We start from the raw sequence: 26,735 nt of genomic DNA, 5'->3' as shown, positions 1-26,735 counted from the left end.
CTCGCGGGACCGTTCACCCGGACGGTTGACACGCGCCACCACGCGCACAAGGGAACTAGTGCCCTTCGCCTGGCGTTGACCGGTACGGGAGGGTCCACTGGACGTGACACCACGGCATCAGTGGGCAGCGCAGGTCAGACGGAAGATCAGCAAGCAAGGGTTCCCCTGCCGCACGACTTGGAGGGCGTACCGTGCACCGCCGGCACAACGGGATCAGGACCGCGGTCCTCCTCGGGGGACTGTCCGCGCTCATCATCGTCATCGGCAGCTTCTTCGGCCGCATGGGGCTCGTCATCGCCGTCGTCGTCGCCCTGGGCACCAACGCCTACGCGTACTGGAACAGCGACAAGCTGGCCCTGCGCGCGATGCGGGCGCGCCCGGTGAGCGAGTTCGAGGCCCCCGGGCTGTACCGAATGGTCCGTGAACTGTCCACGCAGGCCCGCCAGCCCATGCCCCGCCTCTACATCTCGCCGACGGAGGCCCCCAACGCCTTCGCCACCGGCCGCAATCCGCGCAACGCGGCGGTGTGCTGCACGGAAGGCATCCTGCGCCTCCTCGACGAGCGGGAGCTGCGCGGCGTCATCGGCCACGAGCTCAGCCATGTCTACAACCGCGACATCCTGATCTCCTCGGTCGCAGGCGCCCTCGCCTCCGTGATCATGTTCCTGGTCAACTTCGCCTGGCTGATCCCGATCGGCCGCTCGGACGACGACGACGGCCCGGGCCTGCTCGGCATGCTGCTGATCCTGATCCTGGGCCCGCTGGCCGCGTCCCTCATCCAGCTGGCCATCAGCCGCTCCCGCGAGTACGAGGCGGACGCCTCGGGCGCTCAGCTCACCGGCGACCCTCTGGCCCTGGCGAGCGCCCTGCGCAAGCTGGAACTGGGCACCAAGCAGCTCCCGCTGCCCCCTGAGCCGCGGATCGAGACGGCCAGCCACATGATGATCGCGAACCCCTTCCGCCCGGGGCAGGGCCTCACGAAGATGTTCTCCACCCACCCGCCGATGCCGGAACGCATCGCCCGGCTCGAGAAGATGGCAGGCCACCTGTGAAGACCATCCTGAATCTCATCTGGCTCGTCTTCAGCGGCTTCTGGCTGTTCCTCGGCTACATGGTGGCCGGCCTGCTGCTGTGCGTCACGATCATCGGCATACCCTTCGGCGTGGCCGCCTTCCGCATCGGCGTCTACGCCCTGTGGCCGTTCGGGTACACGACGGTCGAGCGCCGCGACGCCGGCGCCCCGTCGTTCATCGTCAACGTGCTGTGGCTGATCCTCGCGGGCTGGTGGCTGGCCCTCGGCCATATCGTCACGGGCTTCCTCCTGTGCGTCACGATCATCGGCATCCCGCTCGGCGTCGCCAACTTCAAGCTGATCCCGGTCTCGCTGTTCCCGCTGGGCCGCGAGATCGTCCGCACGGACCGGGCGTTCACGGACCGCTGGTGAGGTGAGGAAGCCCCTGCCGGTGGCTGGGCTGGACCTGCCGGGGCGGGCCTTGGGCCGAAGGGCGGGGGAGTTGTCCACAACCGCCGGGTTGTCCACAGCCCCGCACACGTCCCGCGATCGCCGCGCATCATGAATGCACGGACGGGTCACCGCCCGCCCGGATCCGGATCATCACCCTGTTCACGCCCCCACGCCTTCCGCACCCCGTACGCCACCACACCCGCACAGAGCACCGCCGCGCCCGCGGCCACCGAGGTCCAGGGCAGGGAGAACGCCAGCGCCAGGCACCCGGCGAACCCCACCGCCGGCGCCACCCGGGCCGCGACATCCCGACGCAGTGTCCAGGCCGAGGCGTTCGCCACGGCGTAGTACGTCAGCACACCGAAGGAGGAGAACCCGACAGCGCCCCGCACGTCGACGGTGGCGGCCAGGACGGCGACGACACCGCCCACGGCCAGCGTCGCCCGGTGCGGTACGTGGAACCGCGGATGGACGGCGGCCAGTCGGCCCGGGAGGTGCCGGTCCCGGGCCATGGCAAGCGTCGTCCGCGACACCCCGAGCAGCAGGGCGAGCAGCGACCCCAGCGCGGCGACCGCCGCACCCACCCGCACCACCGGTGCGAGCCCGGGCACCCCGGCCGCCCGCACCGCGTCGGCCAGCGGCGCGACGGACGCACCCAACGACTCCGCACCCAGCACGGAAAGGACAGCGACGGCGACACCCGCGTACGCGGCGAGCGCGATGCCCAGCGCCACCCGGACGGCCCGCGGGATCGTGCGCGCAGGATCCCGTACCTCCTCTCCGAGGGTCGCGATCCGCGCGTACCCGGCGAACGCGAAGAACAGCAGACCGGCAGCCTGGAGCACCCCGCCGGCCCCGCCCGACGCGCCCTCGTCCAGCCGGCCCGGGTCGGCGTCACCGGACGTCAGGCACACGACCACCACGGAAGCGAGGACCGCCAGGACCACACCCACGATCGCCCGCGTCACCCACGCAGACTTCTGCACCCCGCCGTAGTCGACCGCCGTGACCAGCACCACGGCGCCGACCGCCACGGCGTGCGCCTGCCCCGGCCAGACGTACGCGCCGACGGTGAGCGCCATCGCCGCGCAGGACGCCGTCTTGCCGACGACGAAGGCCCACCCGGCGAGGTAGCCCCAGAACTCCCCGAGCCGCTCGCGGCCGTACACGTACGTGCCGCCCGAGGCCGGGTACAGGGCGGCCAGGCGGGCCGACGAACCGGCGTTGCAGTAGGCGACGACGGCGGCGACGGCCAGCCCGAGGAGCAGCGCCGAACCGGCGGCCCGCGCGGCGGGCGCGAGCGCGGCGAAGATGCCCGCGCCGAGCATCGCGCCCAGGCCGACGACGACGGCGTCGCCCGTACCGAGGGTGCGGCGCAGTCCGGAAGTGCCGGGACCGGCGGGGGCGTTCGTCATGGGCCGCACCCTACTGATCAACGGCAACCGGAAGGTGTACTCGTGACGTCCTTCATGGTGCAAAGGCCGGCGTGAAAGGGCAGGTACTCGGCATGACGATCATCAGCTGGATCATTCTGGGCCTGCTGGCCGGAGCCATCGCGAAGTTCCTGCTGCCCGGCCGCGACCCGGGCGGCCTCGTCGGCACGACCCTGATCGGCGTCGCCGGCGCCTTCATCGGCGGCTGGATCTCGTCCCGCTGGCTGGACCACCCGATCAGCAAGGACTTCTACGACGGCACCACGTGGGTGGCCGCGATCGGTGGTTCGCTGGTCCTGCTGATCGCGTACCGCATCCTGTTCGGCCACTCGCGCGACTGACGCACAAAGGGTGGGCGCCCAGCCGGCACCCACCCTTCCCCGTCCATCCGTCCGGCGCGACCGCCGTCCCTACCGGTAGTTCACGAACTGCAGGGCGAAGTCGAAGTCCTTGCCCTTGAGCAGCGCGATGACGGCCTGGAGGTCGTCGCGGCTCTTGGAGCTGACGCGCAGCTCGTCGCCCTGCACCTGGGCCTTCACGCCCTTGGGGCCCTCGTCGCGGATGATCTTCGCGACCTTCTTCGCGTTGTCCTGGGAGATGCCCTCCTGGATCGTCGCGAAGATCTTGTACTCCTTGCCCGAGAGCTGCGGCTCACCCGCGTCCAGGGCCTTCAGGGAGATGCCCCGCTTGATCAGCTTGGACTGGAAGACGTCGAGGACTGCCTTCACCCGGTCCTCGGAGTTCGCCTCCATGAGGATCTTCTCCCCGGACCACGAGATCGAGGCGCCCACGCCCTTGAAGTCGTAGCGCTGCGAGATCTCCTTGGCGGTCTGGTTGAGGGCGTTGTCGACCTCCTGCCGCTCGACCTTCGAGACGATGTCGAAACTGGAGTCGGCCATGTCCTGTGGCTCCTTGATTCGGGGTGCGTATCGGGCTGCGCACCGGTGCGTACCGGCGTACTCGAGGCGGCCACCGAGCCCGGCATCGGCCCCGGACCGCATCCGGACCAGCCTAGTCACCCCCCGGCCCCGGGGTGGCGATCAATCGGGTGGCGGAGCACCCCGGTCCATCGGGTATTGTTTACGTCGTTGCCAGCGAGCACCGCCGGAAGGCGAGGTTCAGTGAAGCAACCCCGGCGGTGTGCCCGAGCGGCCAAAGGGAGCAGACTGTAAATCTGCCGGCTTCGCCTTCCCAGGTTCGAATCCTGGCGCCGCCACACGGGAACGACAGGGCCCGTGACCTGCTTACGCAGCAGGTCACGGGCCCTTCGTCATGTGGTGGTGAGCCGTCTTGGTCACCACGGAGCCTCGGGATGCCCCCGAATACCCCCGAGGCCGCCTGACGCTCCGGCACCCGGCTGCCACGCACGGGCACACTGGACCCATGTCGCCCCGCCGTCGCCCCTGTCCCGAGTGTCGTCGTGAGATCGCCGTCGTCGCCGGGCGGTACGCGCGGCACGATCCGCCCGGTGCCCGTGGCAGCGGGGAGCTGACCTCCTGCCCGGGGTCCCGGCGGCTCGCCCAACCGGGTCCCGAGCAGCCGTCGTTGGACGGTTACGTCGTACCGCCGTTCCCCGGGCAGATGCCCCTCTTCTGAACACCCCGGGTCCCCGAACAGGCCCAGGTGTGCCCGCTCAGTTGCCCGCGACCGACCTCACCGCCACCGACACGGGCACGGAGCCGCTGATCAGTTCCAGGGTCAGGCCCGCCGTCGCGGGCGTGTCCACCAGTTCCGCCAGGACCGCCGCCACGTCGTCGCGGGGGATGGAGCCGCGGCCCGTACGGGCCTCCAGGCGGACCAGGCCCGTGCCCGGCTCGTCCGTCAGCTGACCCGGCCGCAGAATCGTCCAGTCCAGGGCGTCCAGGCTCCGCACATACGCGTCCGCCTCGCCCTTGGCGCGCAGGTACACGTCGAAGACCTCGTCGCCCTGGTGCTCCGGGTCCGCGCCCATCGACGACACGATCACGAACCGGCGTACGCCCGCCCGTACGGCCGCGTCCGCGAACAGGATCGCCGCCGCCTTGTCCACCGTCTCCTTACGGTCCACGCCGCTGCCCGGACCCGCACCCGCGGCGAACACCGCCGCGTCCGCGCCCTCCAGGGCCCGCGCGACCTCCTCCACGGACGCCGACTCCAGGTCGAGGACGATCGGCTCCGCACCCAGCTCCCGCAGGTCGTCCGCCTGTTCGGGTTTGCGGATGATGCCCGCCGCCTCGTCCCCGCGCGCGACGAGCAACCGCTCCAGCCGCAGCGCGATCTGACCATGACCACCAGCGATGACAATGCGCATGCCTTCGACCGTACGTCGTACCCGGCCGGTCCGCCGCGCGACCCACCCGGCCTCCGGGAACCGCCTACGCCGGCCCCCGCCCCTGCCGCGGCAGCCCAGGGACCGTGCCAGACGCCGCCGAGTCGCAGTACTCCCGCACCGCGCTCGTGCGGGCCACCACCCGCCCCCCGTGCACCACGATCCGGCTGTACGCCAACGACAGCGCCGCCGGCAGGCCGTCGCCCCGGACCGCCAGCAGGTCGGCGGGGAAACCCGCCTCCACCCGCACCTCCGGCAGCCCCATCGCCGCCCGCGCCCGCGCGCTCACCGCCGCGTACGCGTCCTCCGGGGACAGTCCCTGACAGGAGGCCAACAGGTACGCCGCCTCCAGCGGGTCGCCCCGGCCCACCGGGTTCGACACGTCCCGCAACGAGCCGCTGCCCGCCGCCACCCGTACGCCCGCCGTGCGGAGCAGTCGTACCGGCGCCGTGTCCCGGCCCTCCGCCGCGCCGCAGCCGCCCTGGGGCAGGCACACCACCGTCACCCCGGCCGCCGCGATCCGCTCCGCCGTACGGGCCGCGACGTCCGCCGGGAGGGCGGACAGGCCCCCGCACGGGCCGAGCGTCACCCCAGGGCGCAGGCCGCCCGCCATCGCCGCGAGGCGGGCAAGGCGGGCCGGGTCGGACGCGTCGGTGTGCAGATCGACCGGCAGTCCGTGCTCGGAGGCCGTCTCCAGCACCGCTTCCACATAGCCCGTGGGGTCGGGGTCGAGGTCCGGGCAGCCGCCCACCACGGACGCGCCCATCTTCACCGCGTCCCGCAGCATCGCGAGCCCGTCCGCCCCGGCCACCCCGGTCAGCACCCGGGGCATCGCCACCGTGGTCAGTTCGGCCAGCCCGCGCAGCGAGCGCGCCGCGCGCAGCACGGCCCGCAACGCGCCGAGCCCCGCCATGTCCCCCACGCGCACGTGCGCGCGCAGGGCCGTCGCCCCGTGCCCCAGCTGGAGCAGCGCCGCCTCCGTCGCCCGGCGCTGCACGTCCTGGGGGTCCTGGGAGACGGGGCCGGGACCGTCGGCGGAGAGGGCGGTGTCCGCGTGGGCGTGCGGTTCGGCCGGCGCCGGCAGCAGCAGGTAGCCGGTGAGGTCGAGCCGCGGCACGCACGCGCGCGTGGCGTCCGCCGTGAGGATGCCCGCCGTGCCGACGGCCTCGATGCGCCCGCCGCCGAGCCGTACGTCCACGGTCCGCCCGTCGGTGAGACGGGCGCCGCACAGGAGGAGCGGGGGAGGGTCGGCAGGGCCGGAACCGGAGGGCGAGGACCACGGCTGGGAGGGTGGCTGCGGCCGGTTGTCGGGCATCGCGCTCCTGGGGCTCGGGCTGCGCACGAGGACGCACGTCACGCTGAGACAAGATCACGCAGAGTGAGTCGAGCGTAGGACGGCCCTCCGTCCAGCGCCGGGAGGAGCGCAATAGTCGTACCGGTGTGGCCCGTCCGCCCGGCAGGGGGGACAGGGACCGGAAACGGATTTGGGCGAACGGCGGCGGACCGTGTAATGTCTTCATCGCTCGCCCCAATAGCTCAGTCGGCAGAGCGTCTCCATGGTAAGGAGAAGGTCAACGGTTCGATTCCGTTTTGGGGCTCTGGTGTGAGAGGTTCCCGCCGTGAGGCGGGGCCCGATCGCATCAAAGCGGTGTAGCTCAGTCGGTAGAGCAAGCGGCTCATAATCGCTGTGTCACCGGTTCAAGTCCGGTCACCGCTACTGTCAGTAGCCGATTGCGGGGTCGGTCCTTCGATCGGCTACTCTTCTTGCGTTAATCAAGTCCATCCGTTCGTCAAGGAGCACTCACGTGGCTGCCACCGACGTCCGCCCGAAGATCACGCTGGCCTGCGTGGAGTGCAAGGAGCGGAACTACATCACCAAGAAGAACCGGCGTAACAACCCGGATCGCCTGGAGATGAAGAAGCACTGCCCGCGTTGCAATGCGCACACCGCGCACCGCGAGACGCGATAAAACAGGCTCGTACACGAGGCCGTCCCCCCACTCGGGGGGCGGCCTCGTGTCGTTTCCCCACCGACACCACACATCGTGAGACACGTCGGTCCTGGACCGACACAGGAGGTGCCACGCGCATGGCGCTCGACCAGTCCTTCGTGGGGCGGACCTACCCGCCCACCGAGCCCTACGAGGTGGGCCGGGAGAAGATCCGCGAGTTCGCCGAGGCCGTGGGGGACGCCAACCCGGCGTACACGGACGCGGAGGCGGCCCAGGCGCTCGGCCACCCCGATGTGATCGCCCCGCCGACCTTTGTGTTCGCCATCACGTTCAAGGCAGCCGGCCAGGTCGTCGCCGACCCGCAGCTCGGCCTGGACTACAGCCGGGTGGTGCACGGCGACCAGAAGTTCGCCTACAACCGGCCCGTGCGCGCCGGCGACCGGCTGACCGTCACCTCCACCATCGAGACCGTCCGGACGATGGCGGGCAACGACATACTGGACATCCGCGGCGAGGTGCACGACCAGAACGGCGAGCACGTCGTGACCGCCTGGACCAAGCTGGTGGCCCGCGCGGCCGAGGAGGCGTGAACCACACCATGACGGCGAAGATCTCCTACGCCGACGTCGAGGTCGGCACCGAGCTGCCCGCGCGGACGTTCCCCGTGACGCGCGCCACCCTCGTCCAGTACGCGGGAGCCTCCGGCGACTTCAACCCCATCCACTGGAACGAGCGGTTCGCCAAGGAGGTCGGGCTGCCCGACGTCATCGCGCACGGCATGTTCACCATGGCCGAGGCGATCCGCGTCGTGACCGACTGGGTGGGCGACCCCGGAGCGGTCGTCGAGTACGGCGTCCGCTTCACCCGCCCGGTCGTCGTGCCCGACGACGACAAGGGCGCCGTCATCGAGGTCAGCGGCAAGGTCGCCGCCAAGCTCGACGACAACACCGTTCGCGTCGACCTCACCGCGACCAGCGCCGGACAGAAGGTCCTCGGCGCCTCGCGCGCGGTCGTACGGCTGGCCTGAGCTGGGCCCGACCCGGAGCAGCGGCGGCGGGGGAGCGGGGGCGGCGGCGCCGTCTCGTAGTCTTGAGCCCGTGCAGGAACTCCACGACGCCCCCCTCGCCCCGCTGACCACCTTCCGGCTGGGCGGCCCCGCCACCCGGCTGGTCACCGCGACCACCGACGACGAGGTGATCGCCGCCGTCCGCGAGGCCGACGCCGCGGGCACCCCGCTGCTGGTCATCGGCGGCGGCTCCAACCTGGTCATCGGCGACAAGGGCTTCGACGGCACGGCGCTCGTCGTCGCCACCAAGGGCGTCACCCTCGACGGCACGCGCCTGGAGCTGGCCGCCGGCGAGGTGTGGACCGACGCCGTCGCCGCCGGCGTCGATGCCGGACTCGCCGGCATCGAGTGCCTGGCCGGCATCCCCGGCTCCGCGGGCGCCACCCCCATCCAGAACGTCGGCGCGTACGGCCAGGAGGTCGCCTCGACGATCACCGAGGTCGTCGCCTACGACCGGCGCTCCGGCGAGACCGTCACCCTCTCCAACGAGGAGTGCGCCTTCTCCTACCGGCACAGCCGCTTCAAGGCCGACCCCGAGCGCTATGTCGTCCTGCGCGTCCGCTTCCGGCTGGAGGACGCCGGCGGGATGTCCGGGCCGGTCAGGTACGCCGAGACCGCCCGCGTGCTCGGCGTCGCGCCCGGCGAGCGGGTGCCGCTGGGCACCGCCCGGGACACGGTGCTGAAACTCCGCGCAGGCAAGGGCATGGTGCTGGACCCGGAGGACCACGACACCTGGTCGGCCGGCTCCTTCTTCACCAACCCGATTCTCGACGACGAGACGTTCGCCGCATTCCGTACGCGTGTGCGGGAGCGGTTGGGGGACGGCGTGGAGCCGCCTGCCTACCCCGCCGGGGAAGGGCTCACCAAGACCTCCGCGGCCTGGCTGATCGACAAGGCGGGCTTCACCAAGGGGTACGGCAGCGGGCCCGCCCGCATCTCCACCAAGCACACCCTCGCGCTCACCAACCGCGGCGAGGCCACCACGGAGGACCTGCTGACGCTGGCCCGCGAGGTCGTGACGGGCGTCCGCGAGGCGTTCGGGATCACCCTGGTGAACGAGCCGGTCATGGTGGGCGTCAGCCTCTAGCCGCGAACTCCGTTGCCGAGGGGCTCACCCGGCCGTGACCATGGGCCGGTGAGGCTCCCCGCATGCAGCTGAGACTGCTCCAGTACCGGCCCCGCACAGGGCCGCACGAACACCGTGTCGTCCAGCCGCACCGGCCGCTGCGCCACACGTCGCTGTTCGCCCCCGCGCCCATCGGCCTGCTCCTCGGCGACCACGACGGGCTGAACCGCCTCGCCGGCCTGTTCTCCTTCGCCGCGTACTCCCGCCACACCGTCGTCCATGTGCCGCTGCGCGACACGGTGCCGCCCGACGAGGGCCAGGGGGAGCGTGTGGACCTCGTCCTCGCCCACCACTCCTACGGACTGCGCCCGAGCCGGTGGCCGCGGCTGCGCCGCGCGCTGGGACAGGGCACGCCCCTGACCGTGCGGACCGACGAGGCGCGTACCGCGCGTGACGCGTCCGCCTGGCGCGAGCGCGCCGCGCTGCCCGGCTGCCGTGACGAACTGCGGCACACCCTGCACGCCCGCACCTTCTTCCTCTTCGGCAGCCGGGACGTCTTCGCCGAGGCGGCCATGTCCTTCGCCTGCGCGGCCGGCTGGGGGCCACGTCAGAAGGGCGTCACGCAGGGGCGGCTCGCGATGGTGTCGAACCTTCCGGGCCTCGTCCAGCAGCCGGGCGGAGGACACCCGCACGAGGTCCTGATCTGCTTCAAGCCGTATCCGCCCCTCACCCACTTCACCCCACCGGGGCGGTCAGCCAGGCGTCGACATCCGACAGCAGCTTCTCCTTGACGTCCCCCGGCGCCGCCGAACCCCGGACGGACTGCCGGGCCAGCTCGGCGAGCTCCGCGTCGGTGAAGTCGTGGTACTTCCGTGCGATCTCGTACTGCGCCGCCAGCCGGGAGCCGAACAGCAGGGGGTCGTCCGCGCCCAGCGCCATCGGCACGCCTGCCTCGAACAGCGTGCGCAGCGGCACGTCCTCCAGCTTGTCGTAGACGCCGAGGGCGACGTTCGACGCCGGGCACACCTCGCAGGTGACGCCACGGTCCGCGAGCCGCTTCATCAGCCGCGGGTCGTCCGCCGCCCGCACGCCGTGGCCGATGCGGTGCGCCTCCAGGTCGTCCAGGCAGTCCCGCACCGACGAGGGGCCCGCCAGCTCGCCGCCGTGCGGGGCCGACAGCAGGCCGCCGCCGCGCGCGATGGCGAACGCCCGGTCGAAGTCGCGGGCCATGCCGCGCCGCTCGTCGTTGGAGAGGCCGAAGCCGACGATCCCACGGTCGGCGTAGCGCACGGCGAGACGGGCCAGCGTGCGGGCGTCCAGGGGGTGCTTCATCCGGTTGGCGGCCACCAGCACCCGCATCCCGAGCCCGGTGTCGCGGGACGCCGAGTCCACCGCGTCCAGGATGACCTCCAGCGCCGGGATCAGCCCGCCCAGCCGGGGCGCGTACGAGGTGGGGTCGACCTGGATCTCCAGCCAGCCGGAGCCGTCCCGGATGTCCTCCTCGGCCGCCTCCCGCACCAGGCGCTGGATGTCCTCGGGCGATCTGATGCACGAGCGTGCCGCGTCGTACAGGCGCTGGAAGCGGAACCAGCCGCGTTCGTCCGTGGCGCGCAGCCGCGGCGGCTCCCCGCCGGTCAGGGCGTCGGTCAGCGCCTCGGGCAGGCGCACCCCGTACTTGTCGGCCAGCTCCAGCAGGGTGCTGGGCCGCATCGACCCGGTGAAGTGCAGATGCAGATGGGCCTTCGGCAGCTCAGAGACATCACGTACACGCTCCATTCGCCGATCCTGCCGTACGTCACCGCCGTCCCGGTAGCGCTTTCCCCGGACGTGGTCTTGCTCGCACAGACGAACGGGGGCGCCCAGGACAGTCCTGGGCGCCCCCGGGGCGATGCGGAAGGACGTCAGTCCCGCGCCTCCGCCAGCAGCTTCTGGATGCGGCTCACGCCCTCGACGAGGTCCTCGTCGCCCAGCGCGTAGGACAGCCGCAGGTAGCCCGGCGTGCCGAACGCCTCACCGGGGACCACCGCGACCTCGGCCTCCTCCAGGATCAGCGCGGCCAGCTCGACCGTGTTCTGCGGGCGCTTGCCGCGGATCTCCTTGCCGACCAGCTCCTTCACCGACGGGTACGCGTAGAACGCGCCCTCCGGCTCCGGGCAGACCACACCGTCGATCTCGTTGAGCATCCGCACGATGGTCTTGCGCCGGCGGTCGAACGCCTCGCGCATCGTCGCGACCGCGTCCAGGTCGCCGGAGACGGCGGCGAGGGCGGCGGCCTGCGCGACGTTGGACACGTTCGACGTGGCGTGCGACTGGAGGTTGGTCGCGGCCTTCACGACGTCCTTCGGGCCGATGACCCACCCGACGCGCCAGCCGGTCATGGCGTACGTCTTGGCGACGCCGTTGACGACGACGCACTTGTCGGCCAGCTCCGGCACGACCACGGGCAGGGAGTGGAACTCGGCGTCCCCGTAGACGAGGTGCTCGTAGATCTCGTCCGTGAGGACCCACAGGCCCTTCTCGGCGGCCCAGCGGCCGATCTCCTCGATCTGCTCGCGGGTGTAGACGGCGCCGGTCGGGTTGGAGGGCGAGACGAACAGGAGAACCTTGGTGTTCTCCGTGCGGGCCGCCTCCAGCTGCTCCACGCTCACCCGGTATCCGGTGGTCTCGTCGGCGACGACCTCCACCGGGACGCCGCCCGCCAGCCGGATCGACTCGGGGTACGTCGTCCAGTACGGCGCCGGGACGATGACCTCGTCGCCCGGGTCGAGGATCGCGGCGAAGGCCTCGTAGATGGCCTGCTTGCCGCCGTTGGTGACCAGGATCTGCGCCGGGTCGACCTCGTAGCCGGAGTCGCGCAGCGTCTTGGCGGCGATGGCCTGCTTCAGCTCGGGCAGGCCGCCGGCCGGGGTGTACCGGTGGTACTTCGGGTTCTTGCAGGCCTCGATCGCGGCCTCGACGATGTAGTCCGGCGTCGGGAAGTCGGGCTCACCGGCGCCGAAGCCGATCACCGGTCGCCCGGCGGCCTTGAGGGCCTTGGCCTTGGCGTCCACGGCGAGGGTGGCGGACTCGGAGATCGCGCCGACTCGGGCGGAGACCCGGCGCTCGGTGGGAGGGGTTGCAGCGCTCATGAGGCCCATCGTTCCAGACACGAAACACACTCGGCACAGCGGTTTCACGGACTGAACAACACCGGGCAAAGGGTGGAACACCAGTCCGCATCGCGCGTCCGCGGGCGGTGTGGCCAGGACGATCACCGGCCGTTGCGTGGCCGGTGCGTCCCCTCCCAGGCACTTTCTGTTCGACGCCCGGCCCAGGAACACGTACACTCTCACCTCGTTGGCCTTCAGCGGTCCGCGCTCAGCCGGTGCACACCAAGCATCCGGCCGGATGCGGTACGTTGGGGGACGCACAAAGGGTCGTAGCTCAATTGGTAGAGCACTGGTCTCCAAAACCAGCGGTTGGGGGTTCAAGTCCCTCCGGCCCTGCTACACACACCTTCGCCAGGATGTGTGCGCATGTACGTACAGCAATGCACCGCCGTGCGGCTCAGACCGGGCGCGGCACGGCCACGACCCGGAATCAGGTGAGGACGAGTGACGGACGCCGTGGGCTCCATCGACATGCCTGATGCCCAGGAGCAGAAGCCCCGCAAGGGCGGCAAGCGTGCCAAGAAGGGCCCCCTGAAGCGTCTCGCGCTCTTCTACCGCCAGATCATCGCGGAACTCCGCAAGGTCGTCTGGCCGACGCGCAACCAGCTGACGTCGTACACGACCGCGGTCATCGTCTTCGTGGTCCTGATGATCGGCCTGATCACCCTGATCGACTATGGCCTCAGCAACGCCGCCAAGTACGTCTTCGGCTGATCCCCGAGCGAAGAGCGCCGAGGTACCCGGCGCTCCTTTCGCATGTTCCACCCCTATGTATCCAGGAAGAAGCAGCCACCGTGTCTGACCCGAACGTGAACGACGCCGTCGAGCCTTACGGCGAAGGGGCCGAGTCCGCCGAGGACGCGCTCGCCGCCGTCGAGGGCGCGGACGTCGAGGACACCGAGGCCTCCGAGGCCGAGGCTGCCGACACCACCGCCGCCGAGGCCGCGGACGACGAGTCCGCCGAGGCCTCCGAGAAAGAGGCCGAGGCCGAGCCGGAGGACGACCGCGACCCGGTCGAGAAGCTCCGCGAGGAACTGCGGTCCCTGCCCGGCGAGTGGTACGTCATCCACACCTACGCGGGCTACGAGAACCGCGTGAAGACCAACCTCGAGCAGCGCGCCGTCTCGCTCAACGTCGAGGACTACATCTTCCAGGCCGAGGTGCCGCAGGAAGAGGTCGTCCAGATCAAGAACGGCGACCGCAAGACGATCAAGCAGAACAAGCTCCCGGGCTACGTCCTGGTCCGCATGGACCTGACGAACGAGTCCTGGGGCGTCGTCCGCAACACCCCGGGTGTCACCGGCTTCGTGGGCAACGCCTACGACCCGTACCCGCTGACGCTGGACGAGATCGTCAAGATGCTCGCCCCGGAGGCCGAGGAGAAGGCCGCCCGCGAGGCCGCCGAGGCCGAGGGCAAGCCGGCTCCGCAGCGCAAGGTCGAGGTCCAGGTGCTGGACTTCGAGGTCGGCGACTCGGTCACCGTCACCGACGGCCCGTTCGCCACGCTGCAGGCGACCATCAACGAGATCAACCCCGACTCCAAGAAGGTCAAGGGCCTGGTGGAGATCTTCGGCCGCGAGACGCCGGTCGAGCTCTCCTTCGACCAGATCCAGAAGAACTAGCCTTCTGGACCGGCTGATTCACAGCTTCCGCGCAGGTCAGGCGAACGCTCGCGCGTTTGTCTGACCTGCTCGGTTTTTGGCCGCGCATCCATACCCGTTATCGTTGTGCGGTATGCCTGCGTCCTGGAGCTTTCCGGGACCCGGGCAGGACCCGAATTCGAAAGGACCCGGAGAGCCATGCCTCCCAAGAAGAAGAAGGTCACGGGGCTCATCAAGCTCCAGATCCAGGCCGGTGCCGCGAACCCGGCCCCGCCGGTCGGCCCCGCGCTGGGTCAGCACGGCGTGAACATCATGGAGTTCTGCAAGGCCTACAACGCCGCGACCGAGTCGCAGCGCGGTTGGGTCATCCCGGTGGAGATCACGGTCTACGAGGACCGTTCCTTCACCTTCATCACGAAGACCCCGCCGGCCGCGAAGATGATCCTCAAGGCCGCGGGCGTGGAGAAGGGCTCCGGCGAGCCGCACAAGACCAAGGTCGCGAAGATCACCCGCGAGCAGGTCCGTGAGATCGCCACCACCAAGATGCCCGACCTCAACGCCAACGACCTGGACGCCGCCGAGAAGATCATCGCCGGCACCGCCCGTTCCATGGGCGTCACGGTCGAGGGCTGACCTCCACCCCCCGTAAGCCAACGCAGTAGTGGCAGGGCCTGCTCGGCCCGGACCACGACTCCTCGAACGCACAGGAGCTTTCAGTGAGCAAGCGCAGCAAGTCTCTCCGCGCTGCGGACGCCAAGATCGACCGGGAGAAGCTGTACGCCCCGCTCGAGGCCGTCCGTCTCGCCAAGGAGACGTCCACGACCAAGTTCGACGGCACCGTCGAGGTCGCCTTCCGTCTGGGTGTCGACCCGCGCAAGGCCGACCAGATGGTCCGTGGCACCGTGAACCTCCCGCACGGCACCGGCAAGACCGCCCGGGTCCTGGTCTTCGCGACCGGTGACCGTGCCGAGGCCGCGCGTGCCGCGGGCGCCGACATCGTCGGCGCCGACGAGCTGATCGACGAGGTGTCGAAGGGCCGTCTGGACTTCGACGCCGTCGTCGCCACCCCGGACCTCATGGGCAAGGTCGGCCGCCTCGGCCGCGTGCTCGGTCCCCGTGGTCTGATGCCGAACCCGAAGACCGGCACCGTGACCCCGGACGTCGCCAAGGCTGTCAACGACATCAAGGGCGGCAAGATCGAGTTCCGTGTCGACAAGCACGCGAACCTGCACTTCATCATCGGCAAGACGTCGTTCGACGACACCAAGCTGGTGGAGAACTACGGCGCGGCCCTGGAGGAGATCCTCCGTCTGAAGCCGTCCGCCGCCAAGGGCCGCTACATCAAGAAGGCCGCCCTCAGCACCACGATGGGCCCGGGCATCCCGCTCGACCCGAACCGCACCCGCAACCTCCTCGTCGAGGAGGACCCGGCCGCCGTCTGAGCCGGGTGAGCCGGCCGTCGGCCGGACTCGCGCACGCGTAGAAAGAACCCGTCCCCACGCCCGCCTCGGGCGCGGGGACGGGTTTTTTCCTGCGCCTGTGTCGGTGGCGTCGGTTACGGTTCACAGGAATCACACAAGGAGCGAGAGACAGCAGGGGTGGGGAACTGATGGCCATGGCCGCATGGAAGCGCGTGGGTGTCTGTCTGACGGCCGCGGCGGTCGTCGTGGGCCTGGCGGGGTGCCAGGACGGCGACGACGGGGGCAGCAAGGGCAGCAAGAAGGCCGGCGCCTCCACGGAGGCGCAGACGCGGGACGAGGCGGCCGAGGTGCTCCAGGCCGCGTTCAAGAAGACCTCGGAGGCGAAGTCCTCCAAGATCCGGATGACCATCCGGACGTCCGGGACCGCCGCGGAGACCGGCTCCATGGAGATGTCCGGGGTCCAGGGGTGGGACCCGGCGGTCATGGACGTCACCATGAAGGGCTCCGGATTCGCCGCCGGCGGCGCCGGAGGGCCCGAGCAGACGCGCGTGATCATGCTCGACGGCGTCATGTACGTGGACCTGGGCGCCGAGCAGGCCGCCGGGATGGACGGCAAGCGCTGGATGAAGATGGACTTCAAGGCCGTCGCCGACGCGTCCGGCGACCCGGAGGTCCAGAAGCAGGTGACCGGCGGCCTGGAGAACATGAACCAGGACCCGGCGCAGCAGCTCGCCCTGCTGCTGGGCTCGCCGAGCCTGAAGCACGTGGGCCCCGAGAAGGTCGACGGCGTGGAGGCGCAGCACTACAAGGGCACGCTCAGCTTCAAGGAGATGGTCGACGCCAACACGTCCTTCGACCTGCTCTCGAAGAAGGAGCGGGACGAGCTCGTCGCCATGGCCGAGAAGTCGGGGATGAAGGGCTACGACACCGAGATCTGGGTCAACGAGGACGACCTCCCGGTGAAGATGGTCGTCGGCATGACCATGGCCCAGGGCACGATGACGATGACCTCGCACTTCTCGGACTACGGCGCCAAGGCCGACGTCCAGGCCCCGCCGGCCGGGGAGACCGTCGACTTCATGGAGATGCTGAAGGAGCTGGAGTCGCTGGGCGCGGGTTCGGCGGCCTGACAGGTCCCGGCGAGGTTCTCCGGCACGCACCACGCGCGCGCCGGAGAGCCCCCGATCGGCCGATTTGCCTGACGGCGACGCGGTCACGTACTCTTCCGAGGAAGCCAAAGACCGCTGGTCGTTGCCGTGCGCTCGTAAGAGGGTGCGGTGGCCGAAGGATCCGCTGAACTGCGGACGACCCGCGCAGGTGACATTGGAAGAGTTCCCGGAAGGCCGCCGTCGCGAGGCGCGGAGATCCGGTTGAGCTTCGCCCCGTGCGCCTGCGCCCGGGGCGTTTCGTTTTCCCCAGTCCTCCTTCGGGTCCGCGCGGTCCGAATCACCCGGAAGGAGGCCGAGGCTCTATGGCGAGGCCCGACAAGGCTGCCGCGGTTGCCGAGCTGACGGACAAGTTCCGCAGCTCCAACGCCGCCGTGCTGACCGAGTACCGCGGTCTCACCGTGGCGCAGCTCAAGACGCTGCGTCGTTCGCTCGGTGAGAACGCCCAGTACGCCGTGGTGAAGAACACGCTGACCAAGATTGCGGCCAACGAGGCCGGGATCACGCTGGACGACCAGCTCTTCGCTGGCCCGACGGCGGTCGCCTTCGTCACCGGTGACCCGGTGGAGTCGGCGAAGGGTCTTCGTGACTTCGCCAAGGACAACCCGAATCTCGTCATCAAGGGCGGTGTCCTTGACGGCAAGGCGATGTCCGCCGACGAGATCAAGAAGCTCGCGGACCTCGAGTCCCGCGAGGTGCTGCTCTCCAAGCTGGCCGGTGCCTTCAAGGCGAAGCAGTCCCAGGCTGCCTCCGTCTTCCAGGCGCTGCCGTCGAAGCTCGTCCGCACCGTGGACGCGCTCCGTGCCAAGCAGGACGAGCAGGGCGGTGCCGAGTAATTCGGCTCGCTTTCCGGCCCTCACCGCATGAGGTGAGGACCGATGCGGGCCCGAGTAACGCCCGCCTCACCCAGTACACCCGGCACCTGCCGATTTAGTGGAAGGACCGCCATCATGGCGAAGCTCACCCAGGACGAGCTGCTGGCCCAGTTCGAGGAGATGACCCTCATCGAGCTCTCCGAGTTCGTGAAGGCCTTCGAGGAGAAGTTCGACGTCACCGCCGCCGCGGCCGCCCCGGTCGTCGTCGCCGGTGGTGCCGGTGCCGGCGCCGCCGCCGAGCAGGCCGAGGAGAAGGACGAGTTCGACGTCGTCCTCACCGGCGCCGGCGACAAGAAGATCCAGGTCATCAAGGTCGTGCGCGAGCTGACCTCCCTGGGTCTGAAGGAGGCCAAGGACCTCGTCGACGGCACCCCGAAGCCGGTCCTCGAGAAGGTCAACAAGGAAGCCGCCGACAAGGCCAAGGAGGCCCTCGAGGGCGCCGGCGCCTCCGTCGAGGTCAAGTAAGACCTTCCGGGTCCGCAAGGGTCCGTCACGCGCCCCTGAGGGCGTGTAACGCTCAAGCGCCGAGGAGCGATCATCCATCCGGGTGGTCGCTCTTCGGCGTTCCGGGGGGTCGGCGGCGACTGCCTTGCACCCGGGACGGCGGGGGGTATGGTGATCTTCGTTGTGCCTCCGAGGGGCCGCGGAGATGAGCCGGACGGCTGCGGTTCGGGCAAGGGGGGCCCTTGACGAACCGCACGCAGCGCGCAATTCTCAGGACGCGTCGTCACAAGGATCCGAATCCGAGGCATGGATCGACGGCAAAGAGGGCAGTATCACCGTGCGTTGAGGGCAGCGCCTTGCCGCAGGAGTTGATGACAACGAGGGCCTCCAACCGGTCTCGTACACCGCACTGGACATCAGTGTGCCAAGTGGCTACACTGACCCTTTGCGCTGCCTGTTAGCTGTCCCCTGCCCGTCACCAGGGGCATGCCCTCACTCGAGCATGGACGACCGGATCACTTCCGACCTGGAATGTCCGTCTCTGCGCCCAGTGGGGGGCCGGTACGCGCGTAGTGAGTCCGAGCCCTCGGAAGGACCCCCTCTTGGCCGCCTCGCGCAACGCCTCGACCGCGAATACGAACAACGGCGCCAGCACCGCCCCGCTGCGCATCTCCTTTGCAAAGATCAAGGAGCCCCTCGAGGTTCCGAACCTTCTCGCGCTGCAGACCGAGAGCTTTGACTGGCTGCTCGGCAACGACGCGTGGAAGGCTCGCGTCGAGGAGGCTCTCGAGAACGGGCACGACGTCCCCACCAAGTCCGGTCTGGAGGAGATCTTCGAAGAGATCTCCCCGATCGAGGACTTCTCCGGGTCGATGTCGCTGACCTTCCGCGACCACCGCTTCGAGCCGCCGAAGAACTCCATCGACGAGTGCAAGGAGCGCGACTTCACGTACGCCGCCCCGCTCTTCGTCACGGCCGAGTTCACCAACAACGAGACCGGCGAGATCAAGTCCCAGACCGTCTTCATGGGCGACTTCCCGCTCATGACGAACAAGGGCACCTTCGTCATCAACGGCACCGAGCGTGTCGTGGTGTCCCAGCTGGTGCGCTCGCCCGGCGTCTACTTCGACTCCTCCATCGACAAGACGTCCGACAAGGACATCTTCTCCGCCAAGATCATCCCCTCCCGGGGCGCCTGGCTGGAGATGGAGATCGACAAGCGCGACATGGTCGGTGTGCGCATCGACCGCAAGCGCAAGCAGTCCGTCACCGTCCTCCTGAAGGCGCTCGGCTGGACCACCGAGCAGATCCTCGAGGAGTTCGGCGAGTACGAGTCCATGCGCGCCACCCTGGAGAAGGACCACACCCAGGGCCAGGACGACGCGCTGCTCGACATCTACCGCAAGCTGCGTCCGGGCGAGCCCCCCACGCGTGAGGCCGCGCAGACGCTGCTCGAGAACCTCTACTTCAACCCCAAGCGCTACGACCTGGCCAAGGTCGGCCGCTACAAGGTGAACAAGAAGCTCGGCGGCGACCAGCCGCTCGACGCCGGCGTGCTCACCACCGACGACATCATCGCCACGATCAAGTACCTGGTGAAGCTGCACGCCGGTGAGACCGAGACGGTCGGCGAGTCGGGCCGGACGATCATCGTCGAGACCGACGACATCGACCACTTCGGCAACCGCCGCATCCGCAACGTCGGCGAGCTGATCCAGAACCAGGTCCGTACGGGTCTCGCCCGTATGGAGCGCGTCGTGCGCGAGCGCATGACCACCCAGGACGTCGAGGCGATCACGCCGCAGACCCTGATCAACATCCGGCCGGTCGTCGCCTCCATCAAGGAGTTCTTCGGCACCAGCCAGCTGTCCCAGTTCATGGACCAGAACAACCCGCTGTCGGGGCTGACGCACAAGCGTCGTCTGAACGCCCTCGGCCCGGGTGGTCTCTCCCGTGAGCGGGCCGGCTTCGAGGTCCGTGACGTGCACCCCTCGCACTACGGCCGCATGTGCCCGATCGAGACGCCCGAAGGCCCGAACATCGGTCTGATCGGTTCGCTCGCCTCCTACGGGCGGATCAACCCGTTCGGCTTCATCGAGACGCCGTACCGCAAGGTCGTCGACGGCCAGGTCACCGACGAGGTGGACTACCTGACCGCCGACGAGGAGGACCGCTTCGTCATCGCGCAGGCCAACGCGCCGCTCAACGACGAGATGCGTTTCGTCGAGAACCGCATCCTGGTCCGCCGCCGCGGCGGCGAGGTCGACTACGTCCCCGGCGACGAGGTCGACTACATGGACGTCTCGCCGCGCCAGATGGTGTCGGTCGCGACCGCCATGATCCCGTTCCTCGAGCACGACGACGCCAACCGTGCCCTCATGGGCGCGAACATGATGCGCCAGGCCGTGCCGCTGATTAAGTCCGAGGCCCCGCTCGTCGGCACCGGCATGGAGTACCGCTCCGCCGTCGACGCCGGTGACGTGGTCAAGGCGGAGAAGGCGGGTGTGGTCCAGGAGGTCTCCGCGGACTACATCACCACGGCCAACGACGACGGCACGTACATCACGTACCGCCTGGCCAAGTTCTCCCGCTCCAACCAGGGCACCTCGGTCAACCAGAAGGTCATCGTCTCCGAGGGCGACCGCGTCATCGAGGGCCAGGTCCTCGCCGACGGTCCGGCCACCCAGAACGGCGAGATGGCGCTGGGCAAGAACCTGCTCGTGGCGTTCATGCCGTGGGAGGGTCACAATTACGAGGACGCGATCATCCTGTCGCAGCGCCTCGTGCAGGACGACGTCCTCTCCTCGATCCACATCGAGGAGCACGAGGTCGACGCCCGTGACACCAAGCTCGGCCCCGAGGAGATCACCCGGGACATCCCGAACGTCTCCGAGGAGGTCCTCGCCGACCTCGACGAGCGGGGCATCATCCGCATCGGCGCCGAGGTCATCGCCGGTGACATCCTCGTCGGCAAGGTGACCCCGAAGGGTGAGACCGAGCTGACCCCGGAGGAGCGCCTGCTGCGCGCGATCTTCGGTGAGAAGGCCCGTGAGGTCCGTGACACCTCGCTGAAGGTGCCGCACGGCGAGACCGGCAAGGTCATCGGCGTCCGCGTCTTCGACCGCGAGGAGGGCGACGAGCTTCCCCCCGGTGTCAACCAGCTGGTGCGCGTCTACGTCGCGCAGAAGCGCAAGATCACCGACGGTGACAAGCTCGCCGGCCGTCACGGCAACAAGGGCGTCATCTCCAAGATCCTGCCCATCGAGGACATGCCGTTCCTCGAGGACGGGACCCCGGTCGACATCATCCTCAACCCGCTGGGTGTGCCGTCCCGAATGAACCCGGGACAGGTGCTGGAGATCCACCTCGGCTGGCTCGCCAGCCAGGGCTGGGACGTCTCCGGCCTCGCCGACGAGTGGGCGCAGCGCCTGCAGGCGATCGGCGCGGACCGCGTGGAGCCCCGTACCAACGTGGCCACCCCGGTCTTCGACGGCGCCCGCGAGGACGAGCTCGCCGGTCTGCTGGAGCACACCGTCCCGAACCGCGACGGCGACCGCATGGTCCTGCCGTCCGGCAAGGCGCGGCTGTTCGACGGCCGCTCGGGTGAGCCGTTCCCGGACCCGATCTCGGTCGGCTACATGTACATCCTGAAGCTGCACCACCTGGTCGACGACAAGCTGCACGCCCGCTCGACCGGTCCGTACTCCATGATCACCCAGCAGCCGCTGGGCGGTAAGGCTCAGTTCGGTGGCCAGCGGTTCGGCGAGATGGAGGTGTGGGCACTCGAGGCGTACGGCGCCGCCTACGCGCTCCAGGAGCTGCTGACCATCAAGTCCGACGACGTCACCGGCCGCGTGAAGGTCTACGAGGCCATCGTCAAGGGCGAGAACATCCCCGAGCCCGGCATCCCCGAGTCCTTCAAGGTGCTCATCAAGGAGATGCAGTCCCTGTGCCTGAACGTGGAGGTGCTGTCCTCGGACGGCATGTCCATCGAGATGCGCGACACCGACGAGGACGTCTTCCGCGCTGCGGAGGAGCTCGGCATCGACCTGTCCCGGCGCGAGCCGAGCAGCGTCGAAGAGGTCTGACGGGAGTGGGGCGGCCCGGTGAACCCCTGGCCGCCCGCCCCAGGACCCCCGTATCAGACCCCAAGACTTACGACCCTGAGAGGGATTGACGCATAGTGCTCGACGTCAACTTCTTCGACGAGCTCCGGATCGGCCTGGCCACCGCTGACGACATCCGTCAGTGGAGCCACGGCGAGGTCAAGAAGCCCGAGACGATCAACTACCGCACGCTCAAGCCGGAAAAGGACGGGCTCTTCTGCGAGAAGATCTTCGGCCCCACCCGGGACTGGGAGTGCTACTGCGGCAAGTACAAGCGTGTTCGCTTCAAGGGCATCATCTGCGAGCGCTGCGGCGTCGAGGTCACCCGTGCCAAGGTGCGCCGTGAGCGGATGGGCCACATCGAGCTCGCCGCGCCCGTCACGCACATCTGGTACTTCAAGGGTGTCCCGAGCCGGCTGGGCTACCTGCTCGACCTGGCCCCGAAGGACCTCGAGAAGGTCATCTACTTCGCCGCGTACATGATCACGTACGTGGACGAGGAGCGCCGTACCCGCGACCTGCCGTCGCTGGAGGCCCACGTCTCCGTCGAGCGTCAGCAGATCGAGAACCGCCGGGACGCCGACCTGGAGGCCCGCGCCAAGAAGCTCGAGACCGACCTGGCCGAGCTCGAGGCCGAGGGCGCCAAGGCCGACGTGCGCCGCAAGGTGCGCGAGGGCGCCGAGCGTGAGATGAAGCAGCTGCGTGACCGTGCGCAGCGCGAGATCGACCGCCTCGACGAGGTGTGGAACCGGTTCAAGAACCTCAAGGTCCAGGACCTCGAGGGCGACGAGCTGCTCTACCGCGAGCTGCGTGACCGCTTCGGTACGTACTTCGACGGCTCGATGGGCGCCGCGGCGCTGCAGAAGCGCCTGGAGTCCTTCGACCTCGAGGAGGAGGCCGAGAAGCTTCGCGAGATCATCCGCACCGGCAAGGGCCAGAAGAAGACCCGCGCCCTGAAGCGGCTGAAGGTCGTGTCCGCGTTCCTGCAGACCTCCAACAGCCCCAAGGGCATGGTCCTGGACTGCGTCCCGGTCATCCCGCCGGACCTGCGTCCGATGGTGCAGCTGGACGGTGGCCGTTTCGCGACCTCCGACCTGAACGACCTGTACCGCCGTGTCATCAACCGCAACAACCGCCTGAAGCGGCTTCTCGACCTCGGCGCGCCCGAGATCATCGTGAACAACGAGAAGCGCATGCTCCAGGAGGCCGTGGACGCGCTGTTCGACAACGGCCGGCGTGGCCGTCCGGTCACCGGCCCGGGCAACCGTCCGCTGAAGTCGCTGTCCGACATGCTCAAGGGCAAGCAGGGCCGCTTCCGTCAGAACCTGCTCGGCAAGCGTGTGGACTACTCCGCGCGTTCCGTGATCGTCGTCGGCCCGCAGCTGAAGCTGCACCAGTGCGGTCTGCCCAAGGCCATGGCGCTGGAGCTCTTCAAGCCGTTCGTGATGAAGCGCCTGGTCGACCTGAACCACGCGCAGAACATCAAGTCGGCCAAGCGCATGGTCGAGCGCGGCCGCACGGTCGTGTACGACGTGCTGGAAGAGGTCATCGCGGAGCACCCGGTTCTGCTGAACCGTGCGCCCACGCTGCACCGCCTCGGCATCCAGGCCTTCGAGCCGCAGCTGGTCGAGGGCAAGGCCATCCAGATCCACCCGCTCGTCTGCACCGCGTTCAACGCGGACTTCGACGGTGACCAGATGGCCGTCCACCTGCCGCTCTCCGCGGAGGCGCAGGCCGAGGCCCGCATCCTGATGCTGTCCTCGAACAACATCCTCAAGCCGGCCGACGGCCGTCCGGTGACGATGCCGACCCAGGACATGGTCCTCGGTCTGTTCTTCCTCACCACCGACGGCGAGATGCGCGACCTCAAGGGCGAGGGCCGTTCCTTCGCCTCGGTCGCGGAGGCGATCATGGCCTTCGACGCGGGCGAGCTGTCGCTCCAGTCGAAGATCGACGTGCGCTTCCCGGTCGGCACCATCCCGCCGCGCGGCTGGACCCCGCCGGTGAACGAGGACGGCGAGACCGAGGGTGGCTCGGAGTGGCAGCAGGGGGACCCGTTCCGCCTGACCACCACCCTGGGCCGGGCGCTCTTCAACGAGCTGCTGCCCGAGGACTACCCGTTCGTCGACTACGAGGTCGGCAAGAAGCAGCTCTCCGAGATCGTCAACGACCTCGCCGAGCGCTACCCGAAGGTCATCGTGGCGGCGACGCTCGACAACCTGAAGGCGGCCGGCTTCTACTGGGCGACCCGTTCCGGCGTCACCGTGGCCATCTCCGACGTCGTCGTCCCCGAGGCGAAGAAGGAGATCGTCAAGGGCTACGAGGCGCAGGACGAGAAGGTCCAGAAGCAGTACGAGCGCGGTCTGATCACCAAGGACGAGCGCACGCAGGAGCTCATCGCGATCTGGACCAAGGCGACCAACGAGGTCGCCGAGGCGATGAACGACAACTTCCCGAAGACCAACCCGATCTTCATGATGGTGAACTCGGGTGCACGAGGCAATATGATGCAGATGCGTCAGATCGCCGGTATGCGTGGTCTGGTGTCGAACGCGAAGAACGAGACGATCCCGCGTCCGATCAAGGCGTCGTTCCGTGAGGGCCTGTCCGTGCTGGAGTACTTCATCTCCACGCACGGTGCCCGTAAGGGTCTGGCGGACACCGCTCTGCGTACCGCCGACTCGGGTTACCTCACCCGTCGTCTGGTCGACGTCTCCCAGGACGTCATCATCCGCGAGGAGGACTGCGGCACCGACCGCGGTCTGCGCCTCAAGATCGCGAACCGTGACGCGGACGGCGTGCTGCGCAAGGCGGACGACGTCGAGACGTCCGTGTACGCGCGCTGCCTCGCCGAGGACATCGTGGTCGACGGCCAGGTGCTGGCCCCGGCCGGCACCGACCTGGGCGACGTCCTCATCGAGGAGCTCGTCTCCCGCGGCGTCGAGGAGGTCAAGACCCGCTCGGTCCTGACCTGCGAGTCCGCCGTCGGCACCTGCGCGATGTGCTACGGCCGTTCGCTGGCCACCGGCAAGCTGGTCGACATCGGTGAGGCGGTCGGCATCATCGCCGCCCAGTCCATCGGTGAGCCCGGCACCCAGCTGACGATGCGTACCTTCCACACCGGTGGTGTGGCCGGTGACGACATCACCCAGGGTCTGCCGCGTGTCGTCGAGCTCTTCGAGGCCCGTACCCCGAAGGGTGTCGCCCCGATCTCCGAGGCCTCCGGCCGCGTGCGGATCGAGGAGACGGAGAAGACGAAGAAGATCGTCGTCACCCCGGACGACGGCAGTGACGAGACGGCGTACCCGATCTCGAAGCGCGCCAAGGTCCTGGTCTCCGAGGGCGACCACGTCGAGGTGGGCCAGCAGCTCACCGTGGGTGCCACCAACCCGCACGACGTGCTGCGCATCCTGGGTCAGCGTGCCGTCCAGGTCCACCTGGTCGGCGAGGTCCAGAAGGTCTACAACTCGCAGGGCGTGTCGATCCACGACAAGCACATCGAGATCATCATCCGGCAGATGCTGCGCCGTGTGACGATCATCGAGTCCGGCGACGCCGAGCTGCTGCCCGGCGAGCTGGTCGAGCGGTCGAAGTTCGAGACCGAGAACCGTCGTGTGGTCCAGGAGGGCGGTCACCCGGCCTCCGGCCGGCCGCAGCTCATGGGTATCACCAAGGCCTCGCTGGCCACGGAGTCCTGGCTGTCGGCGGCGTCCTTCCAGGAGACGACGCGAGTCCTCACGGACGCGGCGATCAACGCCAAGTCCGACTCGCTCATCGGCCTCAAGGAGAACGTCATCATCGGTAAGCTCATCCCGGCCGGTACGGGTCTGTCCCGCTACCGCAACATCCGGGTCGAGCCGACCGAGGAGGCCAAGGCCGCGATGTACTCGGCCGTCGGCTACGACGACATCGACTACTCGCCGTTCGGCACGGGCTCCGGCCAGGCCGTTCCGCTGGAGGACTACGACTACGGTCCGTACAACCAGTAAGCGGGTCGTCTGAACCGAAGGGCGGTCACTCCGTACGGGGTGGCCGCCCTTCGGCGTGTGCGCGCATGGAACCGCACGCCCGTGCGCTGCGTTCCAGTGGGTGAAGCGCACATACTGGGACTGTCCGTCCCGGCCCTGGGGAGGCAGCCGTGTCGTATCCGACTCCGTGGCAAGGTCCTCCGCTGCCGGGCTCCGGCGCCCCGTCGATGCTGGCCTCCCACGCGGACCGCGAGCGCGCGGTGGACGTGCTGCGCGCCGGGTACGGGGAGGGCCGCCTGGACCACCCTGAGTTCGAGAAGCGGGTGGCGCGCGCCTACTCGGCGCGCACGGTGGGGGAGCTGTCCCTCCTGGTGGCCGACCTGCCGCAGGGCCCGATGCCGCAGCCGATGACGCCCCACGGCCCGGTCCCGCCGGTCTTCCTGCCACGCCCTCAGGCCCGCACGAACGGCAAGGCGCTGGCGTCCATGGTGTGCGGGGTGCTGTGCGTCGCCACGGCGGGCGTCACGGGGCTTCCCGCGGTGATCCTGGGGCACATGGCCCAGTCCGAGATACGCCGCACCGGCGAGGCGGGCGACGGCATGGCCCTGACGGGCCTGGTCCTGGGCTGGCTGTCGGTGGCGGGCTGGCTGGTCTTCCTGGGGCTGTTCGGTTTGCTGGCGGTGGTGGCGACGTCGGGATGACACCCTCAAGCGGA

General features: G+C 69.3%; 25 protein-coding genes and 4 tRNA genes. 23 read left to right on the top strand and 6 right to left on the bottom strand.

Annotated features, from left to right (window positions below; genetic code table 11):
• Positions 1-191: 191 nt before the first annotated feature.
• Together htpX and ACQY0Z_RS03945 are read left to right on the top strand one after the other, a co-directional pair.
• Positions 192-1,052 (top strand): zinc metalloprotease HtpX, encoded by an 861-nt coding sequence (htpX, locus tag ACQY0Z_RS03950; protein WP_189898929.1) that lies wholly within the window; start codon positions 192-194, stop codon positions 1,050-1,052.
• The gene (locus ACQY0Z_RS03945) at positions 1,049-1,444 is read left to right on the top strand and encodes a YccF domain-containing protein (protein ID WP_189898927.1); all 396 of its coding nucleotides are present in this window, start codon (positions 1,049-1,051) and stop codon (positions 1,442-1,444) included. The genes htpX and ACQY0Z_RS03945 overlap by 4 nt, the downstream gene beginning before the upstream one ends.
• A 146-nt stretch (positions 1,445-1,590) precedes the next feature.
• On the opposite strand, the gene ACQY0Z_RS03940 is transcribed toward ACQY0Z_RS03945, so the two are convergent.
• Entirely contained in the window at positions 1,591-2,880 is a 1,290-nt protein-coding gene (locus ACQY0Z_RS03940) for an APC family permease (RefSeq protein ID WP_189898925.1), read from the bottom strand.
• Between the two features lie 92 nt (positions 2,881-2,972).
• Here ACQY0Z_RS03940 and ACQY0Z_RS03935 point away from each other — a divergent pair, with 92 nt between their 5' ends.
• Positions 2,973-3,239, top strand: a complete 267-nt coding sequence (locus ACQY0Z_RS03935) for a GlsB/YeaQ/YmgE family stress response membrane protein (RefSeq protein WP_026243884.1) — start codon at positions 2,973-2,975, stop codon at positions 3,237-3,239.
• Positions 3,240-3,308: 69 nt separating this feature from the next.
• On the opposite strand, the gene ACQY0Z_RS03930 is transcribed toward ACQY0Z_RS03935, so the two are convergent.
• Complete coding sequence (locus ACQY0Z_RS03930; protein WP_019525250.1) at positions 3,309-3,797, bottom strand: YajQ family cyclic di-GMP-binding protein; 489 nt, start codon at positions 3,795-3,797, stop codon at positions 3,309-3,311.
• Positions 3,798-4,032: 235 nt separating this feature from the next.
• Here ACQY0Z_RS03930 and ACQY0Z_RS03925 point away from each other — a divergent pair.
• Positions 4,033-4,114, top strand: a tRNA-Tyr gene (locus tag ACQY0Z_RS03925).
• A gap of 167 nt (positions 4,115-4,281) precedes the next feature.
• Positions 4,282-4,494, top strand: coding sequence for a hypothetical protein (locus tag ACQY0Z_RS03920; RefSeq protein WP_086703910.1), 213 nt, complete (start codon positions 4,282-4,284; stop codon positions 4,492-4,494).
• A gap of 37 nt (positions 4,495-4,531) precedes the next feature.
• On the opposite strand, the gene ACQY0Z_RS03915 is transcribed toward ACQY0Z_RS03920, so the two are convergent.
• Entirely contained in the window at positions 4,532-5,188 is a 657-nt protein-coding gene (locus ACQY0Z_RS03915; protein ID WP_189898924.1) for an NAD(P)H-binding protein, read from the bottom strand.
• Between the two features lie 64 nt (positions 5,189-5,252).
• Positions 5,253-6,521: an amidohydrolase family protein gene (locus tag ACQY0Z_RS03910; RefSeq protein ID WP_439811832.1), complete on the bottom strand. Its 1,269-nt coding sequence runs from the start codon at positions 6,519-6,521 to the stop codon at positions 5,253-5,255.
• 210 nt (positions 6,522-6,731) lie between these two features.
• Between ACQY0Z_RS03910 and ACQY0Z_RS03905 the strand changes: the two genes are divergently transcribed.
• The 7 genes from ACQY0Z_RS03905 to ACQY0Z_RS03875 all read left to right on the top strand — a co-directional run bounded on the left by ACQY0Z_RS03905 (position 6,732) and on the right by ACQY0Z_RS03875 (position 10,081).
• Positions 6,732-6,804: transfer RNA gene (locus ACQY0Z_RS03905), tRNA-Thr, on the top strand.
• Positions 6,805-6,850: 46 nt separating this feature from the next.
• A tRNA-Met gene (locus tag ACQY0Z_RS03900) sits at positions 6,851-6,923 on the top strand.
• A gap of 88 nt (positions 6,924-7,011) precedes the next feature.
• Entirely contained in the window at positions 7,012-7,176 is a 165-nt protein-coding gene (rpmG, locus tag ACQY0Z_RS03895; protein WP_003948671.1) for a 50S ribosomal protein L33, read from the top strand.
• Between the two features lie 119 nt (positions 7,177-7,295).
• On the top strand, positions 7,296-7,748 hold the full coding sequence (locus tag ACQY0Z_RS03890) for a MaoC family dehydratase N-terminal domain-containing protein (protein ID WP_189898920.1): 453 nt from the start codon (positions 7,296-7,298) through the stop codon (positions 7,746-7,748).
• Positions 7,749-7,756: 8 nt separating this feature from the next.
• Positions 7,757-8,185, top strand: a complete 429-nt coding sequence (locus tag ACQY0Z_RS03885; RefSeq protein WP_189898983.1) for a MaoC family dehydratase — start codon at positions 7,757-7,759, stop codon at positions 8,183-8,185.
• A gap of 70 nt (positions 8,186-8,255) precedes the next feature.
• The gene (locus tag ACQY0Z_RS03880; RefSeq protein ID WP_439811831.1) at positions 8,256-9,311 is read left to right on the top strand and encodes a UDP-N-acetylmuramate dehydrogenase; all 1,056 of its coding nucleotides are present in this window, start codon (positions 8,256-8,258) and stop codon (positions 9,309-9,311) included.
• 62 nt (positions 9,312-9,373) lie between these two features.
• Positions 9,374-10,081 (top strand): hypothetical protein, encoded by a 708-nt coding sequence (locus ACQY0Z_RS03875; protein ID WP_347224812.1) that lies wholly within the window; start codon positions 9,374-9,376, stop codon positions 10,079-10,081.
• Here ACQY0Z_RS03875 and ACQY0Z_RS03870 read toward each other — a convergent pair.
• Both ACQY0Z_RS03870 and ACQY0Z_RS03865 read right to left on the bottom strand, forming a co-directional pair.
• Positions 10,026-11,066, bottom strand: coding sequence for an adenosine deaminase (locus ACQY0Z_RS03870; RefSeq protein ID WP_189898915.1), 1,041 nt, complete (start codon positions 11,064-11,066; stop codon positions 10,026-10,028). The two genes, ACQY0Z_RS03875 and ACQY0Z_RS03870, sit on opposite strands and share 56 nt — an antisense overlap.
• Positions 11,067-11,191: 125 nt before the next feature.
• On the bottom strand, positions 11,192-12,418 hold the full coding sequence (locus tag ACQY0Z_RS03865; RefSeq protein ID WP_254585858.1) for a pyridoxal phosphate-dependent aminotransferase: 1,227 nt from the start codon (positions 12,416-12,418) through the stop codon (positions 11,192-11,194).
• Between the two features lie 284 nt (positions 12,419-12,702).
• Here ACQY0Z_RS03865 and ACQY0Z_RS03860 point away from each other — a divergent pair.
• The 11 genes from ACQY0Z_RS03860 (at position 12,703) to ACQY0Z_RS03810 (ending at position 26,721) form a co-directional block, all read left to right on the top strand.
• A tRNA-Trp gene (locus tag ACQY0Z_RS03860) sits at positions 12,703-12,775 on the top strand.
• Between the two features lie 108 nt (positions 12,776-12,883).
• Complete coding sequence (gene secE / locus ACQY0Z_RS03855) at positions 12,884-13,153, top strand: preprotein translocase subunit SecE (RefSeq protein ID WP_189898911.1); 270 nt, start codon at positions 12,884-12,886, stop codon at positions 13,151-13,153.
• Positions 13,154-13,233: 80 nt separating this feature from the next.
• A complete protein-coding gene (gene nusG, locus ACQY0Z_RS03850) occupies positions 13,234-14,061 on the top strand; it encodes a transcription termination/antitermination protein NusG (RefSeq protein WP_439811830.1) in 828 nt (275 codons plus the stop codon).
• A gap of 177 nt (positions 14,062-14,238) precedes the next feature.
• Entirely contained in the window at positions 14,239-14,673 is a 435-nt protein-coding gene (gene rplK, locus ACQY0Z_RS03845) for a 50S ribosomal protein L11 (protein ID WP_019525223.1), read from the top strand.
• A gap of 83 nt (positions 14,674-14,756) precedes the next feature.
• On the top strand, positions 14,757-15,482 hold the full coding sequence (gene rplA / locus ACQY0Z_RS03840) for a 50S ribosomal protein L1 (protein WP_019525222.1): 726 nt from the start codon (positions 14,757-14,759) through the stop codon (positions 15,480-15,482).
• Positions 15,483-15,649: 167 nt separating this feature from the next.
• A complete protein-coding gene (locus ACQY0Z_RS03835; RefSeq protein ID WP_381724710.1) occupies positions 15,650-16,591 on the top strand; it encodes a hypothetical protein in 942 nt (313 codons plus the stop codon).
• A gap of 341 nt (positions 16,592-16,932) precedes the next feature.
• The gene (gene rplJ / locus ACQY0Z_RS03830; protein WP_019525220.1) at positions 16,933-17,463 is read left to right on the top strand and encodes a 50S ribosomal protein L10; all 531 of its coding nucleotides are present in this window, start codon (positions 16,933-16,935) and stop codon (positions 17,461-17,463) included.
• Between the two features lie 114 nt (positions 17,464-17,577).
• A complete protein-coding gene (gene rplL, locus ACQY0Z_RS03825; protein WP_019525219.1) occupies positions 17,578-17,967 on the top strand; it encodes a 50S ribosomal protein L7/L12 in 390 nt (129 codons plus the stop codon).
• A gap of 581 nt (positions 17,968-18,548) precedes the next feature.
• Positions 18,549-22,034 (top strand): DNA-directed RNA polymerase subunit beta, encoded by a 3,486-nt coding sequence (rpoB, locus tag ACQY0Z_RS03820; RefSeq protein WP_189898907.1) that lies wholly within the window; start codon positions 18,549-18,551, stop codon positions 22,032-22,034.
• A 95-nt stretch (positions 22,035-22,129) separates the two neighbouring features.
• Positions 22,130-26,041 (top strand): DNA-directed RNA polymerase subunit beta', encoded by a 3,912-nt coding sequence (locus ACQY0Z_RS03815; protein ID WP_189898905.1) that lies wholly within the window; start codon positions 22,130-22,132, stop codon positions 26,039-26,041.
• A 149-nt stretch (positions 26,042-26,190) separates the two neighbouring features.
• The gene (locus ACQY0Z_RS03810; RefSeq protein ID WP_189898903.1) at positions 26,191-26,721 is read left to right on the top strand and encodes a DUF1707 and DUF4190 domain-containing protein; all 531 of its coding nucleotides are present in this window, start codon (positions 26,191-26,193) and stop codon (positions 26,719-26,721) included.
• Positions 26,722-26,735 lie beyond the last annotated feature (14 nt).

Origin of the sequence: Streptomyces sp. P9-2, assembly GCF_051903975.1 — a bacterium.
GTDB classification, from domain to species: domain Bacteria; phylum Actinomycetota; class Actinomycetes; order Streptomycetales; family Streptomycetaceae; genus Streptomyces; species Streptomyces cellulosae.
Note: the sequence above shows the minus strand (reverse complement) of the source record. Positions and strands in the feature narration are given on the sequence as shown.

Bases quoted from the DNA above. Each gene is read 5' to 3' on its own strand.
- ACQY0Z_RS03940 (WP_189898925.1), bottom strand. From the start codon at position 2,880: ATGACGAACGCCCCCGCCGGTCCCGGCACTTCCGGACTGCGCCGCACC.
- ACQY0Z_RS03935 (WP_026243884.1), top strand. From the start codon at position 2,973: ATGACGATCATCAGCTGGATCATTCTGGGCCTGCTGGCCGGAGCCATC.
- ACQY0Z_RS03930 (WP_019525250.1), bottom strand. From the start codon at position 3,797: ATGGCCGACTCCAGTTTCGACATCGTCTCGAAGGTCGAGCGGCAGGAG.
- ACQY0Z_RS03920 (WP_086703910.1), top strand. From the start codon at position 4,282: ATGTCGCCCCGCCGTCGCCCCTGTCCCGAGTGTCGTCGTGAGATCGCC.
- ACQY0Z_RS03915 (WP_189898924.1), bottom strand. From the start codon at position 5,188: ATGCGCATTGTCATCGCTGGTGGTCATGGTCAGATCGCGCTGCGGCTG.
- ACQY0Z_RS03910 (WP_439811832.1), bottom strand. From the start codon at position 6,521: ATGCCCGACAACCGGCCGCAGCCACCCTCCCAGCCGTGGTCCTCGCCC.
- ACQY0Z_RS03890 (WP_189898920.1), top strand. From the start codon at position 7,296: ATGGCGCTCGACCAGTCCTTCGTGGGGCGGACCTACCCGCCCACCGAG.
- ACQY0Z_RS03885 (WP_189898983.1), top strand. From the start codon at position 7,757: ATGACGGCGAAGATCTCCTACGCCGACGTCGAGGTCGGCACCGAGCTG.
- ACQY0Z_RS03875 (WP_347224812.1), top strand. From the start codon at position 9,374: ATGCAGCTGAGACTGCTCCAGTACCGGCCCCGCACAGGGCCGCACGAA.
- ACQY0Z_RS03870 (WP_189898915.1), bottom strand. From the start codon at position 11,066: ATGGAGCGTGTACGTGATGTCTCTGAGCTGCCGAAGGCCCATCTGCAT.
- ACQY0Z_RS03865 (WP_254585858.1), bottom strand. From the start codon at position 12,418: ATGAGCGCTGCAACCCCTCCCACCGAGCGCCGGGTCTCCGCCCGAGTC.
- rplK (WP_019525223.1), top strand. From the start codon at position 14,239: ATGCCTCCCAAGAAGAAGAAGGTCACGGGGCTCATCAAGCTCCAGATC.
- ACQY0Z_RS03835 (WP_381724710.1), top strand. From the start codon at position 15,650: ATGGCCATGGCCGCATGGAAGCGCGTGGGTGTCTGTCTGACGGCCGCG.
- rplJ (WP_019525220.1), top strand. From the start codon at position 16,933: ATGGCGAGGCCCGACAAGGCTGCCGCGGTTGCCGAGCTGACGGACAAG.
- rplL (WP_019525219.1), top strand. From the start codon at position 17,578: ATGGCGAAGCTCACCCAGGACGAGCTGCTGGCCCAGTTCGAGGAGATG.